Origin of the sequence: Pigmentiphaga sp. H8 (assembly GCF_003854895.1) — a bacterium.
Taxonomy (GTDB): Bacteria; Pseudomonadota; Gammaproteobacteria; order Burkholderiales; family Burkholderiaceae_B; genus Pigmentiphaga.
In genome coordinates this window covers 842,542-864,148 of the sequence record NZ_CP033966.1, presented here as the reverse complement: position 1 = coordinate 864,148, position 21,607 = coordinate 842,542, and the positions used below count along the sequence as shown (strand labels likewise).

15 protein-coding genes are annotated in these 21,607 nt (G+C 67.8%); 6 read left to right on the top strand and 9 right to left on the bottom strand.

The window, feature by feature from the left end; translation table 11 throughout:
* Window positions 1-10 precede the first annotated feature (10 nt).
* Together EGT29_RS04195 and EGT29_RS04190 are read right to left on the bottom strand one after the other, a co-directional pair.
* Window positions 11-3,097 carry a MexW/MexI family multidrug efflux RND transporter permease subunit gene (locus EGT29_RS04195; RefSeq protein WP_124687840.1) on the bottom strand — a complete coding sequence of 1,029 codons (3,087 nt, stop codon included), beginning with the start codon at window positions 3,095-3,097 and terminating at the stop codon, window positions 11-13.
* Between the two features lie 13 nt (window positions 3,098-3,110).
* The gene (locus EGT29_RS04190; RefSeq protein WP_124687839.1) at window positions 3,111-4,217 is read right to left on the bottom strand and encodes an efflux RND transporter periplasmic adaptor subunit; all 1,107 of its coding nucleotides are present in this window, start codon (window positions 4,215-4,217) and stop codon (window positions 3,111-3,113) included.
* A 174-nt stretch (window positions 4,218-4,391) separates the two neighbouring features.
* Between EGT29_RS04190 and EGT29_RS04185 the strand changes: the two genes are divergently transcribed.
* The gene (locus tag EGT29_RS04185) at window positions 4,392-5,015 is read left to right on the top strand and encodes a metalloregulator ArsR/SmtB family transcription factor (RefSeq protein WP_124687838.1); all 624 of its coding nucleotides are present in this window, start codon (window positions 4,392-4,394) and stop codon (window positions 5,013-5,015) included.
* Window positions 5,016-5,049: 34 nt separating this feature from the next.
* Here the strand turns inward: EGT29_RS04185 and EGT29_RS04180 are convergent, their stop codons facing one another.
* The 6 genes from EGT29_RS04180 to EGT29_RS04155 all read right to left on the bottom strand — a co-directional run bounded on the left by EGT29_RS04180 (window position 5,050) and on the right by EGT29_RS04155 (window position 12,896).
* The gene (locus EGT29_RS04180; RefSeq protein WP_124687837.1) at window positions 5,050-6,213 is read right to left on the bottom strand and encodes a YhcG family protein; all 1,164 of its coding nucleotides are present in this window, start codon (window positions 6,211-6,213) and stop codon (window positions 5,050-5,052) included.
* A 191-nt stretch (window positions 6,214-6,404) separates the two neighbouring features.
* Entirely contained in the window at window positions 6,405-8,204 is a 1,800-nt protein-coding gene (gene aspS / locus EGT29_RS04175) for an aspartate--tRNA ligase (protein ID WP_124687836.1), read from the bottom strand.
* A gap of 74 nt (window positions 8,205-8,278) precedes the next feature.
* Window positions 8,279-8,878 (bottom strand): DUF502 domain-containing protein, encoded by a 600-nt coding sequence (locus tag EGT29_RS04170; protein WP_124687835.1) that lies wholly within the window; start codon window positions 8,876-8,878, stop codon window positions 8,279-8,281.
* A gap of 37 nt (window positions 8,879-8,915) precedes the next feature.
* On the bottom strand, window positions 8,916-9,263 hold the full coding sequence (locus EGT29_RS04165; protein ID WP_124687834.1) for an FmdB family zinc ribbon protein: 348 nt from the start codon (window positions 9,261-9,263) through the stop codon (window positions 8,916-8,918).
* 185 nt (window positions 9,264-9,448) lie between these two features.
* Window positions 9,449-10,726: a putative Na+/H+ antiporter gene (locus EGT29_RS04160; RefSeq protein WP_124687833.1), complete on the bottom strand. Its 1,278-nt coding sequence runs from the start codon at window positions 10,724-10,726 to the stop codon at window positions 9,449-9,451.
* 136 nt (window positions 10,727-10,862) lie between these two features.
* Window positions 10,863-12,896 carry a methyl-accepting chemotaxis protein gene (locus EGT29_RS04155; protein WP_124687832.1) on the bottom strand — a complete coding sequence of 678 codons (2,034 nt, stop codon included), beginning with the start codon at window positions 12,894-12,896 and terminating at the stop codon, window positions 10,863-10,865.
* A 215-nt stretch (window positions 12,897-13,111) separates the two neighbouring features.
* Between EGT29_RS04155 and EGT29_RS04150 the strand changes: the two genes are divergently transcribed.
* Window positions 13,112-13,990, top strand: coding sequence for a manganese catalase family protein (locus EGT29_RS04150; protein ID WP_124687831.1), 879 nt, complete (start codon window positions 13,112-13,114; stop codon window positions 13,988-13,990).
* Here the strand turns inward: EGT29_RS04150 and EGT29_RS04145 are convergent.
* On the bottom strand, window positions 13,987-15,354 hold the full coding sequence (locus EGT29_RS04145; protein ID WP_124687830.1) for a UDP-glucose/GDP-mannose dehydrogenase family protein: 1,368 nt from the start codon (window positions 15,352-15,354) through the stop codon (window positions 13,987-13,989). The genes EGT29_RS04150 and EGT29_RS04145 overlap by 4 nt on opposite strands.
* 109 nt (window positions 15,355-15,463) lie before the next feature.
* On the opposite strand from EGT29_RS04145, the gene EGT29_RS04140 reads away from it, so the two are divergent.
* The 4 genes from EGT29_RS04140 to EGT29_RS04125 all read left to right on the top strand — a co-directional run bounded on the left by EGT29_RS04140 (window position 15,464) and on the right by EGT29_RS04125 (window position 21,601).
* Window positions 15,464-16,810, top strand: coding sequence for a PIG-L family deacetylase (locus tag EGT29_RS04140; RefSeq protein ID WP_161567693.1), 1,347 nt, complete (start codon window positions 15,464-15,466; stop codon window positions 16,808-16,810).
* Between the two features lie 81 nt (window positions 16,811-16,891).
* Window positions 16,892-19,606: an ATP-binding cassette domain-containing protein gene (locus tag EGT29_RS04135; RefSeq protein WP_124687828.1), complete on the top strand. Its 2,715-nt coding sequence runs from the start codon at window positions 16,892-16,894 to the stop codon at window positions 19,604-19,606.
* Window positions 19,607-19,642: 36 nt separating this feature from the next.
* Window positions 19,643-20,161: a hypothetical protein gene (locus tag EGT29_RS04130; protein WP_124687827.1), complete on the top strand. Its 519-nt coding sequence runs from the start codon at window positions 19,643-19,645 to the stop codon at window positions 20,159-20,161.
* A 102-nt stretch (window positions 20,162-20,263) separates the two neighbouring features.
* Window positions 20,264-21,601, top strand: coding sequence for a glycosyltransferase (locus tag EGT29_RS04125; protein WP_370282777.1), 1,338 nt, complete (start codon window positions 20,264-20,266; stop codon window positions 21,599-21,601).
* The last annotated feature ends 6 nt before the right edge of the window (window positions 21,602-21,607 follow it).

Below are 21,607 nucleotides of genomic sequence, written 5' to 3'. Positions count from 1 at the left end.
GCGATGCTCCTCAGTGCGCCTGCGGCGCGGCGGCACCGGCCTCGGCCAGTTCGCGCCGGCGCGCCGCGCCGGTGGCGTGGTCGCGGGCCAGCAGCGAATAGACGGTGGGCAGCACGAACAGGGTGAACAGCGTGCCCACCACCATGCCGCAGACGATGACAATGCCCAGGCCGAAGCGGCTCTGCGCGCCCGCGCCCGAGGCCCCCAGCAGCGGCAGCAGCCCGAACACCATGGCGGCCGTGGTCATCAGGATGGGCCGCAGGCGGATCTGCGCGGCGCGCAGCACCGCCTCGATGGGCGTGAGCCCTTCGGCGGCGCGCAATTCGTTGGCGAACTCCACCATCAGGATGCCGTGCTTGCTGATCAGGCCGATCAGCGTCACCAACCCGATCTGCGTATAGATGTTCAGCGTGGCCCCGCCCAGCGCGAGCGGCACCAGCGCGCCGCAGATGGACAGCGGCACGGTGATCAGGATGACCAGCGGATCGACCAGGCTCTCGTACTGGGCCGCCAGCACCAGGTAGATGACGACCAGCGCGGCGACGAAGGCCAGCGCCAGCGCATTGCCCTCCTGCTTGTACTGGCGGGCATCCGATTGCCAGTCGTGGCTGAAATCGGCAGGCAGGCTCGCCGCCACCGACTCCAGGAACGCCACCGCATCGCCCAGCGTCACGCCGGGCGCGGGAATGGCCTGGAAGGTGGCCGAGTTCTGCTGGTCGAACTGCGTCAGCTTGTTGGGTTCGACCTGCACCGACACCGCGACCACCGACGACAGCGGCACGAGGTCGCCGTCGGCGGTGCGCACGTACTGGAGCGCCAACACCTCGGGCGTGAGCCGCCGCTCGCGCGTGCTTTGCGGGATCACGTCGTACGAGCGGCCGTCCAGGCCGAAACGGTTGATGTAATTCTCGCCCACCAGCACCGCCAGCGATTCGCCGATGTCGCGCATGCCTATGCCCAGGCTGTTCGCCTTGGCTCGATCCACCTTCACCTGCACGACGGGATTGTTGTAGTCGAGGTCGCTGTCCACCACCACGAACAGGCCGCTCTGCCGGGCACGCTGCTTGATGTCCTCCATGACGTCGAACAGGGTGCGATAGTCCAGCGAGCTGCGCAGCACCATCTGCACCGGCAGCCCGCCGGTGGATCCCGGCAGCGCGGGCAGCTGGAACGCGAAGATGCTGCTGCCCTCGACGTCGTTCACGGCCGCCTGCAGGGCCGACTGGACTTCGGCGCCCGAGCGGTCGCGCTCGTCCCACGCGGACAGGTCGATGCCGCCTATGCTGGAGGCCAGCCCGTCGCTGCCGTTGATGATCCAGCGCCCCGTGGTCTCGGGCAGGCTCTTGTAGACGTCGTCCAGCTTGCGCGAGAAGTGCTCGACGTAGTCGAGGTTGGCGTACTGCGGCGACTTGACGGCGGTCAGCACGCTGGCCTGGTCCTCCACCGGCGCCAGCTCACGCTGGGGCATCGAGTACAGCACCGGCAGGCTCACGCAGACCGCCAGCGCCAGCGTGCCCGTCACCCAGCGGTGCCGCAGCGAACGTTGCAGCAGCGAGGCGTAGCCGCGCGTCAGGCCGCCGAAGAAACGCTCGGCCAGCCGCGCCATGCGCCCCTCGTTCTGCTGCGCGGGCAGCAGGAAGGAACTCATCACCGGAGACAGCGTCAACGCGATCACGCCGGACACCACCACCGAACCCGCCAGGGTGAACGCGAATTCCTTGAACAGGGCGCCGGTCAACCCGCCCATCAGGCCGATGGGCGCGTACACGGCCGCCAGGGTCAAGGTCATGGCGATGACCGGGCCCGCCACCTCGCGCGCGCCGATCAAGGCGGCCGCGGCGGGCGAGCGCCCTTCCTCGATGTGGCGGTGAACGTTCTCGACCACCACGATGGCATCGTCCACCACCAGCCCGATGGCCAGCACCATGGCAAGCAGCGTCAGCAGGTTCACGCTGAACCCGAACGCCAGCATCAGCGCCGCCGCGCCCAGCATGGACAGCGGGATGGTGGCGATCGGCACCAGCACCGTGCGCAGCGAACCCAGGCACAGGAAGATCACGGCCACCACGATGACCAGCGCCTCGATCAGCGTGTGCACGACCTCGTCGATGGAGGCCTTGATGAAGCGCGAGGTCTCGAACGCCAGCCTGGCGTGCACGCCAGGCGGCAGGGTCTTGTCGATCTCGGCCAACTGCTTGCGTATGCCATCCACGATCACCAGCGGATTGCCGGACGGCGTCGAGGCCAGGCCCACGAAGATCGCCGGCGTGCCGTCCATGGTGGCGCTGCTCTCGGTCGAGGCCGCGCCCAGTTCCACCGTGCCGACGTCGCGCAGCCGCACCAGCCCGTTGGCGTCGCTGTGGACCACCATGTCGCGGAATTCCTCGACACTGATGAGATCGGTATCAACACGCACGTTGGCGATCACGTACATGCCCTTCACCTTGCCCGGCGCCGCCTGGTAGTTGTTGCGCCGCACGGCCTCGGCCACGTCGGCCGCGGTCAGCCCCCGCCCGGCCAGCCGGTCGGGATCCAGCCACAGCCGCATCGCCAGCCGCTGGCCGCCGTAGACCGAGACCTTGGCGACGCCCTCGATGCCGGAGAACTTCGGCTCCACCACCCGGCGCACATAGTCGCTCAGGGCCGGCATCGACAGCGTGTCGCTGGCGAAGCCGACATAGGCGACGTCGGTGGACTCGCCGGCGGATCGTTCGATCACCGGATCGTAGGCCTGCTCGGGCAGCCGGTAGCGCACCTGATTGACCTTGGCCATGACCTCGGCCAGGGCCTGCGTGGAGTCGCGGTTCAACTCCATGCGCACCGTCACGATGCTGCGGCCCTGTACCGAGGACGAGGACAGATAGTCGATGCCTTCCACCGAGGACACGGCCTGGGCGATGGGCTGCGTGACGAAGCCCTGCATCAGCTCGGCGGAGGCGCCGGGATACTCGGTCGTGATGGTGACGGTGGAACTTTCCAGCAGCGGATACTGGCGGATGGGCAGCCGGCTCAGGGACAGCAGGCCCAGCAGCAGGATGAGCGCGCTGACCACCAGGGCCAGGACCGGGCGGCGGACGAAGACGTCGGTGAATGTCATGGCGGCACCCGGGTCAGATGCCGGAGACGCGCGTGGGCGCGGCGTCGCGCAGCGTATCGCCCGCGCTCAGCTCCACCGGCATGCCGTCGTTCAGCTTGAGCTGGCCCGAGGTGACCACACGGTCGTTCTCGCGCAGGCCTTCTTCGATTTCCACCAGGCCTTCGTGGCGCGTACCGACCTTGACCGCCACCCGCTTGGCCACCAACCCCTTGCCCGGCGCGTCCTGCACGACGAACACCGTATCGCCATAGGCGGTATACGTGACCGCGGTCTCGGGCACCGCCAGCACCGAGGCCGGGCCGTCCTGGCGCTCGACCCTGACGCTGGCGTACATGCCCGCTTTCAGCGCGCCTTCCGGATTGGCCAGGCTGGCCTGGACCCGCACGGTGCGCGAACGCGAGATCATGGGATCGATCGCGTTGATCGTGGCCCGAAAGCGCCTGCCCGGATAGGCGTCCACCCGCACGTCCACGGGCTGGCCGGCGCGCAGCCGCGGAACGGCCTGTTCGTCCAGCGAGAAATTGGCCCGCAGCGACGCGGCATCGACCAGCGACGCGATGGGGTCGGCGGCGTTCAGGTACTGCCCGGCGTGGACGCGGCGCAGGCCGAGCACGCCATCGAAAGGCGCGCGGACCGTTTTCTGCGCGATCAGGGCCTGGACCCGCTGTAGTTCCCCCTGCGCCATGTCCCGCGCGGCGCGGGCGTTGTCGAGCTGTTCGCGCGTGGCGGCATCCTCGTCCAGCAGCCGGGCCACGCGGGTGTGCTGGAGTTCGGCATTGCGCAGCTGCGCCTCCAGGCGCCGCGCCTCGGCCTGTTCGGGCGCGTCATTCAATTGCACCAGTACCTGCCCGGCCTTGACGCGCTGGCCCGACTCGAACGCGATGCGCGTGATGCGCCCGCCCACCTCGGTGGCCAGGAGCACCTGGCGTACCGCCTCCAGTTCGCCGACGCCCACGTAGACCTGGGGCAGCCGGGCGCGCTGCACGCTGGCGACCGCCACCTTGGGCGCGGGATAGGAGGCGGCGGGGGGAGCGTCGTCGCCGCCCGATGCGGCGACGCGCACGCCGGCCAGGACGACGGCGGCCAGTATCGCCGTGCCCACCAGGATTTTCTTGCGCATGATGCGGACCTTGAAGGAGGATGGGGCCCGTTCGGCTCCGGTCGGAGGACCGGGAAAGGCCAACGGAAACCCCGGGTTCCTCGACAACGGGACCGGCAGGACCTATTATCAAAGAAATTTCTTGCATATTAGAGACCGTCTTTTATTTAAGCAAGAAAAACCTTGGATAATTGAATGGTATTCCCTACCGCCGATCGCATCCTGTTCTTCATCAAGACCCATGGGCCGGTCTCCACCGCCACCCTCGCCCGCAAGCTGGAGCTGACCTCCGAGGCCGCGCGCCAGCAGGTGCAGAAGCTGGTGGCGGCGGGCCTGGTCGAAGGCCGCCAGCAACCCGCGGCGGGCGCCGGCCGGCCCCGCCAGGACTGGGTCCTGACCGAGGCGGGCAATCGTCGTTTTCCCGACACGCACGCCCAGTTGACGACGCAGCTGATCGATTCGATCCGGCAGTTGTTCGGCGAGGAAGGCCTGGACCGCCTGATCGCCAAGCGCGAGGCCGAGGCCCGCGTCGCCTATGCGGCGGCCTGCGATGGCGAGGGCCTGGAGGAACGCCTGCGCCAGTTGGCGCAGGTCCGCTCCAACGAGGGCTACATGGCGCGGGTGGAGCGCGACGGCGCCGACTGGCTGCTGGTGGAAGACCACTGTCCGATCTGCGCAGCGGCACAGGCTTGCCAGGGCTTCTGCCGCTCGGAACTGCAGTTGTTCCAGGAGATCGCGGGTCAGGACACGCAGGTGGCGCGCGAGCAGCACCTGCTGGCGGGAGGCGGCCGCTGCGTGTACCGCATCCACAAGGTGTAGGAGCGGCGCGCCACTACGCCACTCTTGCCATTCGTTATCGAGCCTTGGGACGAGCTGCCCCGCGGGACTCCAACATGCGCCGTGCGCCTTCCAACTCTTTTTGCAGCACTTCGGCATCCGGCAACACCGTCCGGTAATTCGCTGCCATGACTTTGGTCGGCAATCCGTCCAGCGCGTACCGTGCCAGAGCGTGTCCCTTGTCAGCACATAGGATCAGGCCAACCGGCGGTCCCTCGCCGGGCAGGGTCCAATGCTCCGCAGCATAGTTGCAGTACATGTGCATCTGGCCCACGTCCGCGTGGGTCAGGCTGCCTAGCTTCAAATCGATGATGACGATACAACGCAACCTGCGATGAAAAAACAGCAGGTCCACCCGATGCCAGGTCTGATCGATGCGTAGCCGGCGCTGTCGACCCACGAAGGTGAATCCTTCGCCAAGTTCGAGTAGGAAGTCTTCCAACCGCTGGATCAAGGCCCCCTCGAGATCAGACTCCGAATACTCGTCCTTGAGATCCAGAAACTCCAGCATGTAGGGGTCCTTGATGGCATCGTCCGGGGTGACGATGTCCCCCGGCTTCGGTCTCATTGCCCTTGCGAGCATCGTGCCCTTGTCCTTGGACAACGCGGTGCGTTCATAGAACTGGCTACCTATCTGCCGATCAAGTTGACGTACGCTCCATCCTCCTCGCAACGCTTCGATTTCGTAGAACCGGCGGGCATGAACATCGCTGACCGATAGCAACCGAACATAGGCGGACCACGGCAACGTGAAAGTCTGCGCCAGCTCGGAGAGATCGAACATCCGAAAGGCTGGCTGAGGCCTTCCTGCAGGGCATTCATTTCCAGATTTCCGAGACAATGTCTCGGAAATGCAGGACGGAGGATACGCAAGAAAAAACCGTCGCATGTTTTCGAGGTTGTCTACGCTGAACCCACGTCCGAATCTGGCGGTCAGGTCATGGGAAAGCCTTGCGATCAACTGCTCGCCGTAACCGGCTCGCCGCCTGCCCTTCTGTTCAGCTTCGACGATCCGTCGACCAATCTCCCAGTAACTCGCGGTCATCAGCGCATTGACACTACGCGCCGCCGCATGGCGTGCAGCATCGAGCAACCCCACGATACCGCCATGGATACCGGCATAGCCGACCGGCAAGGCGGCGCCCTTTCTCCCGCCGGTAGAAAACTCCACCCCGCTCATCCGACGTCCCCCTGGGGCACTGCGCCCGGGTACGAAGATAGCGCGTGCGCGTCACCATGGCCGCATGGACTGTGAGCATCTTGTCCTGCTTGACGACAAGCTCGCACGTTCTTACAGAAGAGCTTACAGAAAAACAAAGCCCCGCCTCGTGCGAAGCGGGGCCCGGATGGCCGCGTAACGAAACCGGCGGTTTACTGCGCCGTCTTCGTCTCGGCCGCGCGCAGGCGGACGTGCAGCTCGCGCAGTTGCTTCTCGTCGACCATCGACGGCGCGCCCGTCAGCAGGCACTGGGCGCGCTGGGTCTTGGGGAAGGCGATCACGTCGCGGATGGACTCGGCGCCGGCCATCATCGTGACGATGCGGTCCAGGCCGAAGGCGATGCCGCCGTGCGGAGGCGCGCCGTACTGCAGCGCGTCCAGCAGGAAGCCGAACTTGACCTGGGCTTCCTCGGCGTCGATCTTCAGCGCGCGGAACACCTTGCTCTGCACTTCCTCGCGGTGGATACGGACCGAGCCGCCGCCGATCTCCCAGCCGTTCAGCACCATGTCGTAGGCCTTGGCCAGGCAGGCGCCGGGATCGGTCTCCAACAGGTCCTCGTGGCCGTCCTTGGGCGAGGTGAAGGGATGGTGGGCGGCGGTGTAGCGCTGCTCTTCCTCGTCGTATTCGAACATCGGGAAGTCGACTACCCACAGCGGCTTCCAGTCGCCTTCGAGCAGGCCCTGCTTGCGGCCGAACTCGCTATGGCCGATCTTCACGCGCAGCGCGCCGATCGAGTCATTGACAATGCGGGCCTTGTCGGCGCCGAAGAACAGGATGTCGCCGTCCTGGGCGCCGCTGCGCTTGAGCAGCTCGGTCAGCGCGGCATCGTGGATGTTCTTGACGATGGGCGACTGCAGGCCTTCGCGGCCCTTGGCCAGTTCGTTGACCTTGATCCACGCCAGGCCGCGGGCACCGTAGATGCCGACGAACTGGGTATAGGCATCGATCTCGCTGCGGCTCAGTTCCGCGCCGCCCGGCACGCGCAGCGCCACGACGCGGCCGCCGGCGCTGTTGGCCGCGCTGGCGAAGACCTTGAAGTCGACGTCCTTCATGACGTCGGTCAGGTCGGTGAACTCGAGCTGGACGCGCAGGTCCGGCTTGTCGGAACCGAAGCGGCCCATGGCCTCGCTCCAGGGCATGACCGGGAACGGGTTGGCCAGTTCGACGCCCTTCACTTCCTTGAACACGTGACGGATCATGTTCTCGAAGATGTCGCGGATTTCCTGTTCGTTCAGGAATGAGGTCTCGCAATCGATCTGGGTGAATTCGGGCTGGCGGTCGGCGCGCAGGTCCTCGTCGCGGAAGCACTTGACGATCTGGTAGTAGCGGTCGAAGCCCGACACCATCAGCAGCTGCTTGAACAGCTGGGGCGATTGCGGCAGCGCGAAGAAATGGCCCGGGTTGACGCGCGAGGGCACGAGGTAGTCGCGCGCGCCTTCGGGCGTGCTCTTGGTGAGCATGGGCGTCTCGATGTCGATGAAACCCAGGCCGTCCAGGTACTTGCGCGACTCGATCGCCACGCGATAGCGCAGCATCAGGTTCTGCTGCATCTGCGGGCGGCGCAGGTCCAGCACGCGGTGCGTCAGGCGGGTGGTTTCCGACAGATTTTCGTCGTCGAGCTGGAACGGCGGCGTCACCGACGCGTTCAGGATCTCGATGTCGTGCGCCAGCACTTCGATCTCGCCCGACTTCAGCGCGGGATTGGTCGTGCCTTCGGGACGCTTGCGGACCAGGCCGGTCACGCGCACGCAGAATTCGTTGCGCAGGCGCTCGGCGATCTGGAAGGTGTCGGCGCGATCGGGATCGCAAACGACCTGGGCCAGGCCTTCGCGGTCGCGCAGGTCGATGAAGATGACGCCGCCATGGTCGCGGCGACGGTGCACCCAGCCAAACAGGGTCACGGTTTGTCCCAGGTGCTCGGTCGAGACCTGGCCGGTATAGCAGGTACGCATGGAATCTCCGTCTAAATTGGTGTGTATCGATGCAGGGCCGGGCCGCGCACGCGCGCCGGACGTCCTCGGGGACGTCAATTGCCCCGCGCCGGAGAACCCGGCGCCACCACCCCCATCGATACGATGTACTTCAAGGCCGCATCCACAGACATGCCGAGCTCGACGATATCGGCGCGCGGCACCATCAAAAAGAAGCCCGACGTCGGATTCGGCGTCGTCGGCACGTAAACGCTCACGCAATCGGCGGGCAGGTGTTCGGCCACCTCGCCGCCGGGCGTCCCGGTCAGGAAGGCCAGCGTCCACGAGCCCTCGCGCGGGTACTGCACCAGCACCGCCTTGCGGAAGGCCTGGCCGTTGGGCGCCAGCACCGTATCGCTGACCTGCTTGACCGAGTTATAGATGGAACGCACCAGCGGGATGCGGCCCAGCAGGCCTTCCCAGACCTCGAGCAGCTTGCGCCCGAGCAGGTTGGCCGCGCCCATGCCCGTCAGCAGCACCACCAGGATCACCACCGCCAGGCCGAAGCCCGGTATGTGGGTGCCGAACAGCGACTCCGACGTGAGCACCGACGGCACGACGGCCTCGAGCGTCGACACGACCAGGCCCAGGACCCACAAGGTGATGACCAGTGGGACCCAGATCAGCAATCCGGTGACGAAGTAGCGTTTGAACACGAAGGTTCCAGTAGGAGCGGACGGCGCCGCGCCCGGGTCAGGTCGAGGCGGGCGTGCTCGGCGCGGGCGCGGCCGGCGACGCGGCCGCGGAATCCGAGCCGGACGAAGCACTTGCCGTGGACGAACTGTTTTCCGTGGACGAGCTGCCTTCCGTGGACGACGTCGACGACGCGGCGGCCGAACCGCCAGACTTGCCGCCGCCGTTGTTGCGGAAATCGGTTACGTACCAGCCCGATCCCTTGAGCTGGAAGCCAGCCGCGGTCAGCTGCTTGGAAAACGCGGCCTGCCCGCATTGGGGGCAGTCGGTCAACGGGGCATCGGACAGCTTCTGCAACACATCCTGCTGGTGTCCGCAGGCACTGCACTTGTAGGCGTAGATAGGCATCGCCAAGACTCCTCAGGCATACCGGTTCATCCCCACGTCCGCGGGGAACACTCAAAGAGCGGCCAAAGCTATCTGGACCGGCGGGCCGGACTTCGGGAAATTGATCAAAGCCTTGAATTTTAGCGATTTTTTGGGTATTTAGCGCGACAAGGTGGAAAAACGGCGCCGGCGGGACATTCCCGCCCCTAGACCGGCAGCAGGAAGAAGACCGCCGCGACCGCCGTGGGCAGCGCGGCGCCCAGCAGCAGCGCGAGCGGCGTGATGGTCCCGCCCGGGAAGGAACCCTTCAGGACCGCGAAACCGGCCGGATTGGGCGCGTTGGCGATGACCGTCAAGCCGCCTCCGGTGACGGCGCCCGCCACCAGCATGGTGCGCCAGGCTTCCGAAGTGCCGTCCACCAGCGATCCCAGGTAGGTCAGCGCCGCGTTGTCGGTGACGGCGGTCAGCGCGGTCGCGCCCCAGTACAGCACCAGCGGCGACATGTCGGCCAGCAGGTCCTGCAACCACCATTTCTGCAGGCCGCCCAGCACCACCAGCCCGGCCAGGAAGAAACCCACCATCAGGCCCTCCTTGATCATCAGCGGACGCTGGTATTTCCGGTAGGCCTCGGTATAGCCGATGAACAGCAGGAACAGGCCGGCGAATACCGCCGGATGATGCGCGAACAGCACGACGGCGGCCAGGAAAGCCAGATGCACGGCCGTCACGGTCACGGGTACCCGGCGCTCCTGCCCCGCTTCGCCGGAGGCGGCGGGCGCCTGGGCCCGGACCAGGCGGTGGAAGCAGAGCGTCACGATCAGCGCGTTCAGGACCACCGCGCATGCCGCGCGCCAGCCGAAATGGGCCAGCATGTAGGCGCTGTCCCAGCCGAAGGTGGATGCCACCATCAGCACCGGCGGCGCCGCGTACGAGGTCAGGACCCCGCCGATCGAGACGTTGACGAACAGCACGCCCAGGGTGAAGTACTTGAAACGGGTGTTCTCGATGCGGTGGAAGCTGGTGTCGCGCAGCATGACCGCGGCCAGCGTCATGGCCGCCGGCTCGGTGATGAACGAGCCCAGCAGCGGCACCACCGACAGGGTCAGGAAATAGACCGCGACCGACCGGCTGCCCGGCACCAGCGCGGCGACGGCGCCCACCAGTTGCGTCACCAGGTTCAGGATAGGCCGGCTGGCGGCGATGACCATGATGGCGAACACGAACAGCGGCTCGGTGAAATTGCGCGTGTCCATGTATTCGACGGCGGACGTGGCGCCCGACAGGCCGGCCATGGCCACCAACAGCACGAAGGCCCAGAACCCGAACACGGCCTCGACCTCGGACAACATGTGCCAAAGCCCGGCGTGCCGCCCGCCCTTGTGCGCCAGCGCGGCGAAGGCGGGCACCGAAAAGGTGTGGATGATCGCGATCGCGAACAGGACGGTGGCGATCAGCTCGATCGCGCTGACGGAGGCAAGAGTCATTACGTGCGGGCGTCCGGACTGACAGGGTGCCGTGGAGTGTAGCCCACCCCCTACGCCCTTCGGGGGCCCACCATTCTAGGCGCCCGAAGGGCGTAGGGGGTGGGCTTCCCTTGCGCGCGCAGCGCGTAGGGGGGCTTCAAGTCCTTAGCGTGCGGATGGTCTCGTCCAGGACCTGCGCCTGGTTCTGCAGCGATTCGGCCGATGCGACCGACTGCTGCACCGCCGCCGCCGACTCCTCGGAATACTGGGCGATCTGCTCGACCCGGCTGGCGATCTGCTCGGACGCCGATTTCTGCTCCATGGCGGCGTTCGAGATGTCGGCGATGACCTCGGCGGTGCGGCCGGCGGCTTCGCGGATGCGGACCAGCACGTCGCCGGCCTGGCGCGCGCCTTCGGCGGAACGTTGCATGTCGGCATTGACCTGACGCATGGCGTCGGCGGCCAGCGCGGTCTGCTTCTGCACCGCGGCGATGACCTGGGCGATCTGCGAGGTCGATGTCTTGGTGCGCTCGGCCAGGCCCCGGACCTCGTCCGCCACCACCGAGAAGCCGCGCCCTTCCTCGCCGGCGCGGGCCGCTTCGATGGCGGCGTTCAGCGCCAGCAGGTTGGTCTGCTCGGCGATCTCCTGAATGGTCTTGACCACCGCCGAGATCTGGCGCGACGACGCTTCCAGTTCCTGCACCACCTCGGCCGAGCTGGCGACCTGGCTGGCCATCTTCTCGATCTCGGACACCGTCTGGGTCACGACCACCGCGCCTTCCTCGGCCGCCGTGCTGGACGTGCGCGAGAAGCTGTTGGCTTCGCGGGTGTTGTCGGCGATCTGGGAAATGGACACGGTCAGTTGCTCGACCGCGGCCGCAACGCCGCTGGCCGCTTCGGACTGCACCTCGGTGCCCTTGCCGATCTGGTGCAGGGCCTGCAGCGTCTGGGTCGTGGCCGTGGCGACCTGCGATCCGGTGGAATTCATCTGCTGGGCCAGATGGGCGATGCGGGCGCGCGTGGCGTTGATGCGATCGGCCATGATGTGGATCTCGTTGCGCGAACCGCGCGGCCCCGCCGGCACGTCGCGCGTCAGGTCGCCGTCGCCCAGGCGCCCTATCCCGTCGACCACGTCGCGCACCGGCCGCAGCGCGGTGGACATCTGGTAGTAGATCAGGAGGCCGGTCAGGATGCCGCCCACGACCAGCAGCGCCACCATCAGCCCGATCTGTCGGTACTGCGCCGCCATGAAATCGGCCTTGGGTCCGGTCGCCACCAGCGTCCAGCCCCAGTTGGGCACGGTCTGGAAGGCGACCAGCATGGAGGAGTCGTCGGTGGAGCGCTTGGCTTCCTGGAAGCCGCGGTCCTGGTCGACCATGTGATAGTAGAAGGGGCGGTCGGCCTCGGCGGCCTCTTCGACCGTCTTGCCCTTGTAGAGCGGATGGACCAGGAACTCGGAGGTGCCGTTCATCCTGGGCGTCATCGCGAACATGGTGCCGTAGCCCGCCACCTGGGTCTTCTCGATGAACTCCAGGGCGCTGCCGACGTCGTCCGACAGGTCGACCTGCAGGGTGATGCCGCCGAAGATCTTGCCGGCGTCGTCCTTGAGCGGCCGCACGTGCAGCGCGTACCAGCGCTTGTTGCGGTAGACGATGTTGGTGGCGGCCTGGTGCGAATCCATGGTGGTCGCGACGAAATCGCCGGCCGGGATGGGCTGGCCGGTCATGGGCGAGCCGTCGGGCCCGCGCAGCAGCGTCGCGGCCCGGATCCACTGGTTGTTGTGGCGCACGACCAGTTCGGGCTCGGCGCCGGTGTAGCTGCGCATGCGCTGCAGGATCGCCGAATTGCCGTTGAGCACGTTCTCGCCCGCGCGCACCGTCACGACCTCGCCGGCGACGCCGGTTTCGGTCATCGTGCCGTCCGGCGACGGCAGCTCGCCCAGCATGCGCTGGAACACCAGCAACTGGCGCTCGACCCGCCCCCGGGACGATTCGAACGAGGACACGAGGCTCGAGTTGATCGAGCCGAGCGCGTCCATCATCTCGCGTTCGACCGCGTGCTTGCCCGCTTGCAGGCCCTGCCAGGCCACGACGACGGCAGTCACCAGCGAGACGACGGCGCTGACGGAAAGCGCCAGCACCAGTACCTGTTTGGCCAGCGAGCGCTGACCCAAGCCGAGAGACACAGCCATTGTTTACCCCAAACCGTTGTTGCCGGCTCGTGCCGGTCGTTTCGTGCGCACACGTTCCCTTCGCGTGGCGGGCGTTTCCGTGTTTACGGCAGGGGAGGCCGGGAATTGAGCATTTTTTGCTGGAGTATGGCGGACCGGCGCACCCGGGATATCCCGGTAGGCGGCATGGGAACGATTCCTGCGGGACGAAGCGCTCGTTCCTCAAGGAGATCTTCATGTTCGCGCACAACAAACGCCTGCAATACACCGTCCGCGTCTCGGAATGCAACCCGGGGCTGGCCAACCTGATGCTGGAACAGTTCGGCGGCCCGCAAGGGGAACTCGCGGCCGCGTGTCGCTATTTCACCCAGGGGCTGGCCGAGGACGACCCCGGCCGCAAGGACATGCTGCTGGACATCGCCACCGAGGAACTGAGCCACCTGGAGGTGATCGGCACCATCGTCGCCATGCTCAACAAGGGGGCCAAGGGCAAGCTGGCCGAAGCAGCCGAGGAAACCGCCGAGCTCTACCGGTCCATCACCGGCGCGGGCAACGACTCGCACCTGACCCAGGTGCTCTATGGCGGCGGCCCGGCCCTGGTCAATTCGGGCGGCGCCCCCTGGCATGCGGGCTACATCGACTCCATAGGCGAACCGACGGCGGACCTGCGGTCGAACATCGCCGCCGAGGCGCGCGCCAAGATCATCTACGAACGGCTGATCAACCTGACCGACGACGCCGGCGTGAAGAACGCGCTCCAATTCCTGATGACACGGGAGATCTCGCACCAGCAGTCCTTTGAGAAGGCCCTGTACGCGATCACGCCCAACTTTCCGCCCGGCAAGCTGCCGGGCGACCCGCACTTCGCCAACGTGTATTTCAATATGTCGCAGGGCGAAGGCGACATGCGCGGCTCGTGGAACGGCGACGGCCATTTCACCTACGTGTCCGAGCGCGAGGAGCAGTGCGCGGTGGATGGGGGTGACGGCCAGCCCCAGGTAGCGCTGGATCCGGACGAAGAAACCGCGCTGGAAGACCTTGCCGTGCGCACGGCCTCCGACCCCGACGTCGACCCCACCACCGGGGCCGAGCTGGGAGCGGAAACCGGACGTTAACGCACGGCGGCCGGAACGGGCGAAGGCCGGTGGGCCGGATGGCCGCCGGCCCGTCCCACGCCTTCATAGTGCAGGCCGCAGGCGCGCACATAGCCGGGGTCGTACAGATTGCGGGCATCGAACACGGCCCGCGCGCGCAGGACCTGGGCCAGGCCCCGGAAATCCGGCGACTTGAATTCGCGCCACTCGGTCATCACCACCAGCGCGTCGGCCCCCTGGCACGCGGCCCGGGCGTCGTCCGCGATGGAAAAGCCATCCCGCCCCAGGGCCCGCAGCGCGTTGGCGCCGGCGACGGGGTCGTAGCCGCGCACCGTGGCGCCGCCGCGCAGCAGGCGCCCGACCAGGTCGATGGACGGTGCCTCGCGAATGTCGTCGGTGGCCGGCTTGAAGGCCAGGCCCCATACCGCGATGCGGCGGCCGGCCAGCCGGCCGCGGAAGAAGCGCTCGATCTTCTCGTACAGCAAGGCCCGCTGGCGCAGGTTCACCGCCTGCACGCTGCCCAGTATGTCGGCCGCCGCGCCGTACTCGTCGGCCAGCCGTATCAGCGCACGCACGTCCTTGGGCAGGCAGGATCCGCCGTAGCCCGCCCCGGCATACAGGAAGTCATAGCCGATGCGCGGATCCGCGCCGGTGCCCCGGCGCACCGACTCGATGTCGGCGTCCACTTTCTCGGCCAGGCAGGCCAGTTCGTTCATCAGCGAGATCCGGGCGGCCAGCATCGCGTTCGAGGCGTACTTGGTGAACTCGGCCGACCGGATGTCCATGCAGATGAGCCGGTCGTGGTTGCGGTTGTAGGGCGCATAGAGGGTGCGCAGCAAGGCGCAATCATCGTCGTCGGACGTGCCGATGACGATACGGTCGGGACGCTGGAAATCCTCGACCGCGTGCCCTTCCTTCAGGAACTCCGGATTGGAGGCTATCCGCAGTTCGCACGGCGCGCCGCGGCGCGCCAGTTCCGCCTCGACGACTTCGCGCACGCGATCGCAGGTACCCACCGGCACGGTGGACTTGACCACCACCAGCAGGTCGCGCGTGGCCGAGCGCGCGATGTCCGCGGCGGCCTGCAGCACCTGGCCGATGTCCGCCGCCCCGTCCTCGCGCGAAGGCGTGCCCACCGCGATGAACACCGCGTCGGCATCGGCCACGGCGCCCGGCAGGTCGTCGGTGAACAGCAGCCGGCCGGAGGCCGCGTTGCGCGCGGCCAGCGCATCGAGTCCGGGCTCGTAGATGGGCAGGTGCCCGCCTCGGAGCTGGCGCAGCCGGGCGGCGTCGCGGTCGACGCAGTGCACCCGGTTGCCCACGTCGGCCAGGCATGCGCCGGTCACGAGCCCTACGTAGCCGGCACCGATGACGGCGAGATTCATGGCCTGCTCCTGTGAATGTCGGTCCTCCACCCCAGCAAGATCCGTTCCCCTGTCGCGGATCTCTATCTCGTTACACCTGTTCCTGCGGGCCGGTGGCAAGGTAATCGCCATGAGCCATTCAAAGCCTGCCCTGACCATCGTGTCCCCGCATCTGGACGACGCCGTCTTCAGTTGCGGCGCGCTGCTCGAGCGCACGCCCGGCGCCACGGTCGTCACCGTTTTCGCCGGAACGCCCACGGACACCAGCCTGACCGACTGGGACCGCCAATGCGGCTTCCAGGATGCGGGGCAAGCCATGCGTGCCCGCCGGGCCGAGGATGCCGAGGCGCTCGCGATGCTGGGCGCCGAGCCGATGTGGCTGGATCTGCTCGATGCCCAATACGGAGGCGACTACCGCCCGCAAGACGTCGAAGGGCAACTCGCTCCCTGCCTGGGGCGCCAGCGCGGCGGCATCGTGGCCGCGCCGATGGGCCTGTTCCACTCCGACCATCACGTGGTCCACGAGGCGTGCCTGCGCCTGCACGCGCGGCATCCCGGCCTGGACTGGCTGTGCTATGAAGACGCGCTGTACCGCCGCCTTCCGGGCCTGTTGCAGGAGCGCCTGGCCTCGCTGCTGTGCTCGGGCTGGCGGCTGACGCCCGTCATCGCGCCGCCGGCGAGCGGCTTGAAAGCGCGCGCGCTGCGCGCAGCCTTTCCGGATCTGCACGTGATAGAGACGGGCGACAACCTGGGCGCCGCCGGCCGCAATCTGGGCGTGCGATGGACCCGCACGCCCTATGTGGCATTCTGCGACGACGATACCTGCTGGCAGCCGCATTCGCTGGACCTGGCCGCGGACATCCTGGACCGTCATCCCGACGTCGCCGTGCTGTGCGCGCAGGTGCAGGTGGGCACCGAAGGGCGGCCCGATCCCGCGTGCGAACGCATGGCGCGCAGCCCCCTGCCTTCGCGCGGGCTGCCGGGCAAGGCCCTGCTCGGTTTCCTGGCCGGGGCCGCCGTCATGCGGGCCTGTGCCTTCGTGGAAGCCGGGGGCTACCATCCGGCCTTCTTCATCGGCGCCGAAGAAGCGCTGATGGCCCTGGACTTCGCCGCGGCGGGCTGGCGCATGGTCTATTGCCCGCGCATCGTCACCCGCCACCACCCCTCTCCCAGGCGCGACACGCCGCTGCGGCGGCGCTTGCTGGCCCGCAACGAGATCTGGACGGCTTGGCTGCGCCTGCCCGTGGCCGAGGCCGGCCGGGAAACCCTGCGCATCCTGCGCGAACTGCGCGGCTTGGACCGGCTTGCCGTCGCCGGATCGGCCCTGGGCGGACTGCGGTGGATTCCCGGCCAACGCCGCGTCGTGCCGCCCCGGGTGCTGGCCATGCGGCGGGCACTGGCGCGCGGCATGAAGGCGGGCGGAGGCCCCGTGCCGCTGCCCGGCCGGCGCTCTGCGCCATCCTCGCGCGAACGCTAGCGCCCCTGCGCCGTCCCGGGTATGCATATTGCTGTGGGCCGCGTTCCGGCGCGACCGCGCCGCCACGGGAGTCCGTCGTCCATGGCCCAGGACCCGCACGCCAAGCCGCTCAGCCAGCAACTCGCCCGCACGCTGGGTCCGCCCATCTGGGCGGCGCGGCGGCGCGTGCTGACGGCGCTGGCGCTGCTCATCCTGGCCAAGCTGGTCATGGTGGCGGTTCCCATGGTGCTCAAGAACGTCGTGGACGAACTGAGCCAACCCACCCATCCTCTGGTATTGCCCGTCTTCCTGCTGCTGGCCTACGCGCTGCTGCGCTTCCTGGGCACCCTGTTCAATGAATTGCGCGACGTGGTGTTCTCGCCGGTGCTGCACGAAGTCGTGGCCGGCTTCAACGAACGCACCTTCGCGCACCTGCACCGCCTGGGTCCGCGTTTCCACGTCGCCCGCCAGACGGGCGCGCTGGCGCGCGACGTGGACCGTGGATCGGCCGGCATCACCTTCCTTCTCGGCACCACCTTGTTCACCGTCGTGCCCACGCTGTTCGAGATCGGCGTGGTGGCCGTCGTCCTGGCGATCGGCTATGACATCTGGTTCACCGTCATCGTCGTGCTGGCGCTGCTGGGCTACAGCATCTTCACCTTCGCCCTGACCGAGCGCCGGGCCGCGCTGCAACGCGAGATGAACGTCGCGGACTCCGCCACCAGCGGACGCCTGGTCGATACGCTGCTCAACTACGAGACGGTCAAGTTCTACACCAACGAACGCTACGAGCTGGTGCGCTTTCGCAAACTGCTGGAACGATGGCGCGAAGCGGGCGTGGCCAACCAGCAGGCGCTGTCGGTACTGCACGTCGGCCAGAGCGCCATCATCGCGATGGGCGTGGCCTCGGTCATGCTGCTGGCCGGACGCGAAGTGGTCCTGGACCACATGACCGTGGGCAGCCTGGTCCTGGTCAATGCCTACATCATTCAGATCAGCCTGCCGCTCAATACGCTGGGCATGGTGTTCCGCCAATCCAAGGATGCCGTCATCAACGCCGAACGCCTGTTCGCGCTGCTCGACACCCCGCCCGAGACGGACGAGACTCGCCAGTCGACGCCGCTGGACTTCAAGCGGGGCGAGGTCCGGTTCGAGTCGGTCGATTTCGGCTACGAGCCCGGCCGGCAGATACTCTGGAACGTGGACTTCCGGATCGAACCCGGCGCCACGGTGGCGGTGGTGGGCGGCAGCGGCTCGGGCAAGTCGACGCTGGCCCGCCTGCTGTTCCGCTTCTACGAACCCGACGCCGGCCGCATCACCCTCGACGGCCAGGACCTGGCCGCCATCGACCAGAAGAGCCTGCGCGCCCACATCGGCATGGTGCCGCAGGACACGGCGCTATTCAACGAGACGGTGGCATACAACATCGCCTATGGTCGGCCCGGCGCCTCGATGGCGGAGATCATCGAGGCGGCGCGGGCGGCGCGCATCCACGAATTCATCAACGCCCTGCCCGCGCAGTACGACACGATGGTGGGCGAACGCGGCGTGAAACTGTCCGGCGGCGAGCGCCAGCGCATCGCCATCGCCCGCGCGATCCTGAAGAACCCGCCCATCCTCATCTTCGACGAGGCCACCTCGGCGCTGGACACCATGGCCGAGCGCGCCATCCAGACCGAACTCGCGCAACTGTCGCGCGACCGGACCACGCTGATCATCGCGCACCGGCTGTCCACCGTGGTCGATGCCGACGAGATCCTGGTCCTGGACCAGGGCCGCATCGTCGAACGCGGCACGCACGAAGCCCTGCTGGCCAGCCAGGGCATGTACGCCCAGATGTGGAACCTGCAACTCAAGCAGAGCGAACTGGAGCGCACCAGCCGCCAGCTCAGCCGGCAGCCCGTCAACATGGTGGCGCTGGTGGCCAGCGTGCTGGACGGCCTGCGGCCGTTGATCGAGGAACGCGCCATCGAGCTCTATACATTCATGGGCTCGCATCCCTATCGGGTCACCGGGGACCCCAGCACTTTGCAGCAAGTCGTATCCGAACTTTGCATGAACGCCATCGCCGTCAGTCCGCCCGGCGGCCGCATGGAACTGCGGCTGGACACGGCCGACGGCAACGCGCGTTTGTCCATCACCGACGGACGCGACGACGAGGCCATCGTCGCGCTGGAGCACGGCGCCGCGCCGCCCCCGCTGTCGCCAGACGGTTCGGCGGTCTTCGATCCCATGCACATCCGGGCGGTGGTCGAGGGCCAGGGCGGCAAGCTGGTAACCCACGCGGTGCGCACCGGGCGGGGCGAGACGCGGGTGCTCAGCCTGCCGCTGCGCGCGGTGGCCGAAGAAGCACCCGCCGCGCCTGGCAAGGCGGGCGCGGTGTCGCTGGACGGCATCCGCGTGATGGCGGTGGACGACCAGGCCGAAGTCCTGGAACAGATCGGCGCAGTGCTGAAAACCTATAGGGCGAAGGTACTGCCCATGGCCTCCGGCCATGCCGCCCTGTCCTACCTGGAACGCACGCCGTCGGAGCAATGGCCGGACGTGCTGCTGTGCGACCTGTCGCTGGGCGACGAGGACGGCCACCAGGTTCTGCAGGAGATCCGGAGCCTGGAATCCCGGCGTTCGGTCTCGCTGCCCGATCTCATGCCGGCCGTCGCGCTGACCGGCCGCACTCAGCCCATGGACCGCATGCGCGCGCTGCTGGCGGGTTTCCAGGTGCACCTGGCCAAGCCGGTGGACCCCGACGAACTGGCCGCCACGGTCGCCACGCTGGTGCGCGATCACGCGCGGCCCGGGCCGGGCCCGGCAGCCTGAATCCTGTCCGCATTCCCACCACCAAGGAGTCTTCCCATGAACGGCAACCCCTTTCTTGCCTCGGCCCCCACGGTGTCCGCGCCCAGTTTCTACGCGGACAGACAAGCGGCCGCGCAGGCGGTCCGCATGGCGCTGCCGACGATCGAGGCCGCGATGCGCGACCCCCGCGTCGGCGAGAGCGGCTTCCTGTATCTCGTCATCATGGATCCGGCCAGCTCCCCCGGGCGGGACCAGTTCGAAGAGGCCATTCTCTACGAGCACGCCGTGGGCGACCCGCAGCAGTGGGACGCCGACTACGCCGCCTTCGCGCGCGGCAAGGCACGGATCAGCTGGCGCACGGGCATCGAGAGCCACCTGGTACAGACCGCCTACCCGCAACTGCTGCGGGAGAACGACTCCACGCTGTGGGGTACCGCGTGCCTGGACGGCTACGTGGTTGCGTCCAGCGGCGCCAATCCCTGGTACGACGAGGCCTTCGCGATGACCGTCGCCGCCTGCCTGAGGGCGATCGTCAAGGGCCGGGCGCTGACGGAGTCCCGCGGACTGGTTCTGTAGGAACCGTCGGCAAGAAGTTCACGCTCGTGTAGACCTTACTGGTGTGGCCGGAAAGCCCATGGAGACTGGAGCCGCTTCCCGGGGCCGGGAACGGAAGATGCGATGTCTGCCCCCGTAGTTGTGCTGATCAACGAAAGGGACACCACCATGCGCACCATCGCCCTCGTCAGTGAACATGCATCTCCGCTGGCGCCCCCCGGCAGCGTGGACAGCGGCGGCCAGAACATCTATGTCGCGCATCTGGCGCGCGAGCTTGCCGCCCAGGGCAACCGGGTCGACGTCTTCACCCGCCTGGACGACCCTTCGCTGCCCCGCACGCTGGCCTGGCAGCCCGGCGTACGGGTCATCCATGTTCCCGCCGGCCCCGCGCGCCCGATTCCCAAGGAGTCGCTGCTGCCGTACATGGGGCACTTTTCCGAGTTCCTGCTCCACTACTTCCGCAACAACTGGCCGATCTACGACGTCGTCCACGCCAACTTCTTCATGTCGGGCCTGGCTGCCCTGCCGGTCACGCGCGAGTTCGGCGTGCCGCTGGTCATGACCTTCCACGCGCTGGACCGGGTGCGGCGCAAGCACCAGGGCAGCGCGGACCGGTTTCCCGCGGAGCGCTACGCCATCGAACTGGAGCTCGTGCGCCGGGCCGAGAAGCTGATCGCCGAATGTCCGCAGGATCTCGAAGACCTGGTCGAGCACTATGCCGCCGATCCCACGAAGATAGACATCATTCCCTGCGGTTTCGACGCCGATGAACTCGCGCCCATGGACCGGGCCGCCGCCCGCACGTCGCTGGGGTGGGAGCCGGGGAAATTCACGCTGCTGCAGCTGGGCCGCATGGTGCCGCGCAAGGGCGTGGACAACGCCATACGCGCGCTCGCCATCCTGCGTCGCCGCCATGGCGTGGATGCCGTCCTGCGCGTGGTGGGCGGCGACGCGGTGCGCCCCGACGACCTGGCCACGCCGGAGCTGGGACGGCTGCGCGGCATCGTGGACGAGGAGGGCGTGCGCGACGCGGTGTCCTTCTGCGGGCGGTGCGACCGCGATCGTCTGCCGCTGTTCTACGGCGCCTGCGATGTATTCGTCACCACGCCCTGGTACGAGCCCTTCGGCATCACGCCGGTCGAGGCCATGGCCTGCGCGAGGCCGGTGGTGGGCTCGGCGGTGGGCGGCATACGGTCCACCGTGATCGATGGCAAGACCGGCTATCTCGTCCCGCCGCGCGACCCCGAGGCGCTGGCCGAACGCCTGGCCTTCCTGGCCCGGCACGAGCAGGCGGCCAGACGGCTGGGGCGCAACGGCCTGCGGCGCGCGCAGAAGATGTTCACCTGGAACTTCGTCGCCCGCGACATGCTGCGCGCCTATGCCGGCCTGACCCAGGCGCCGGCCCAGCCCCGCCGCGCACGGCGCGAGCCGATGGCCGAAGCCGCATTGGCCGCCAAATGACAGCAA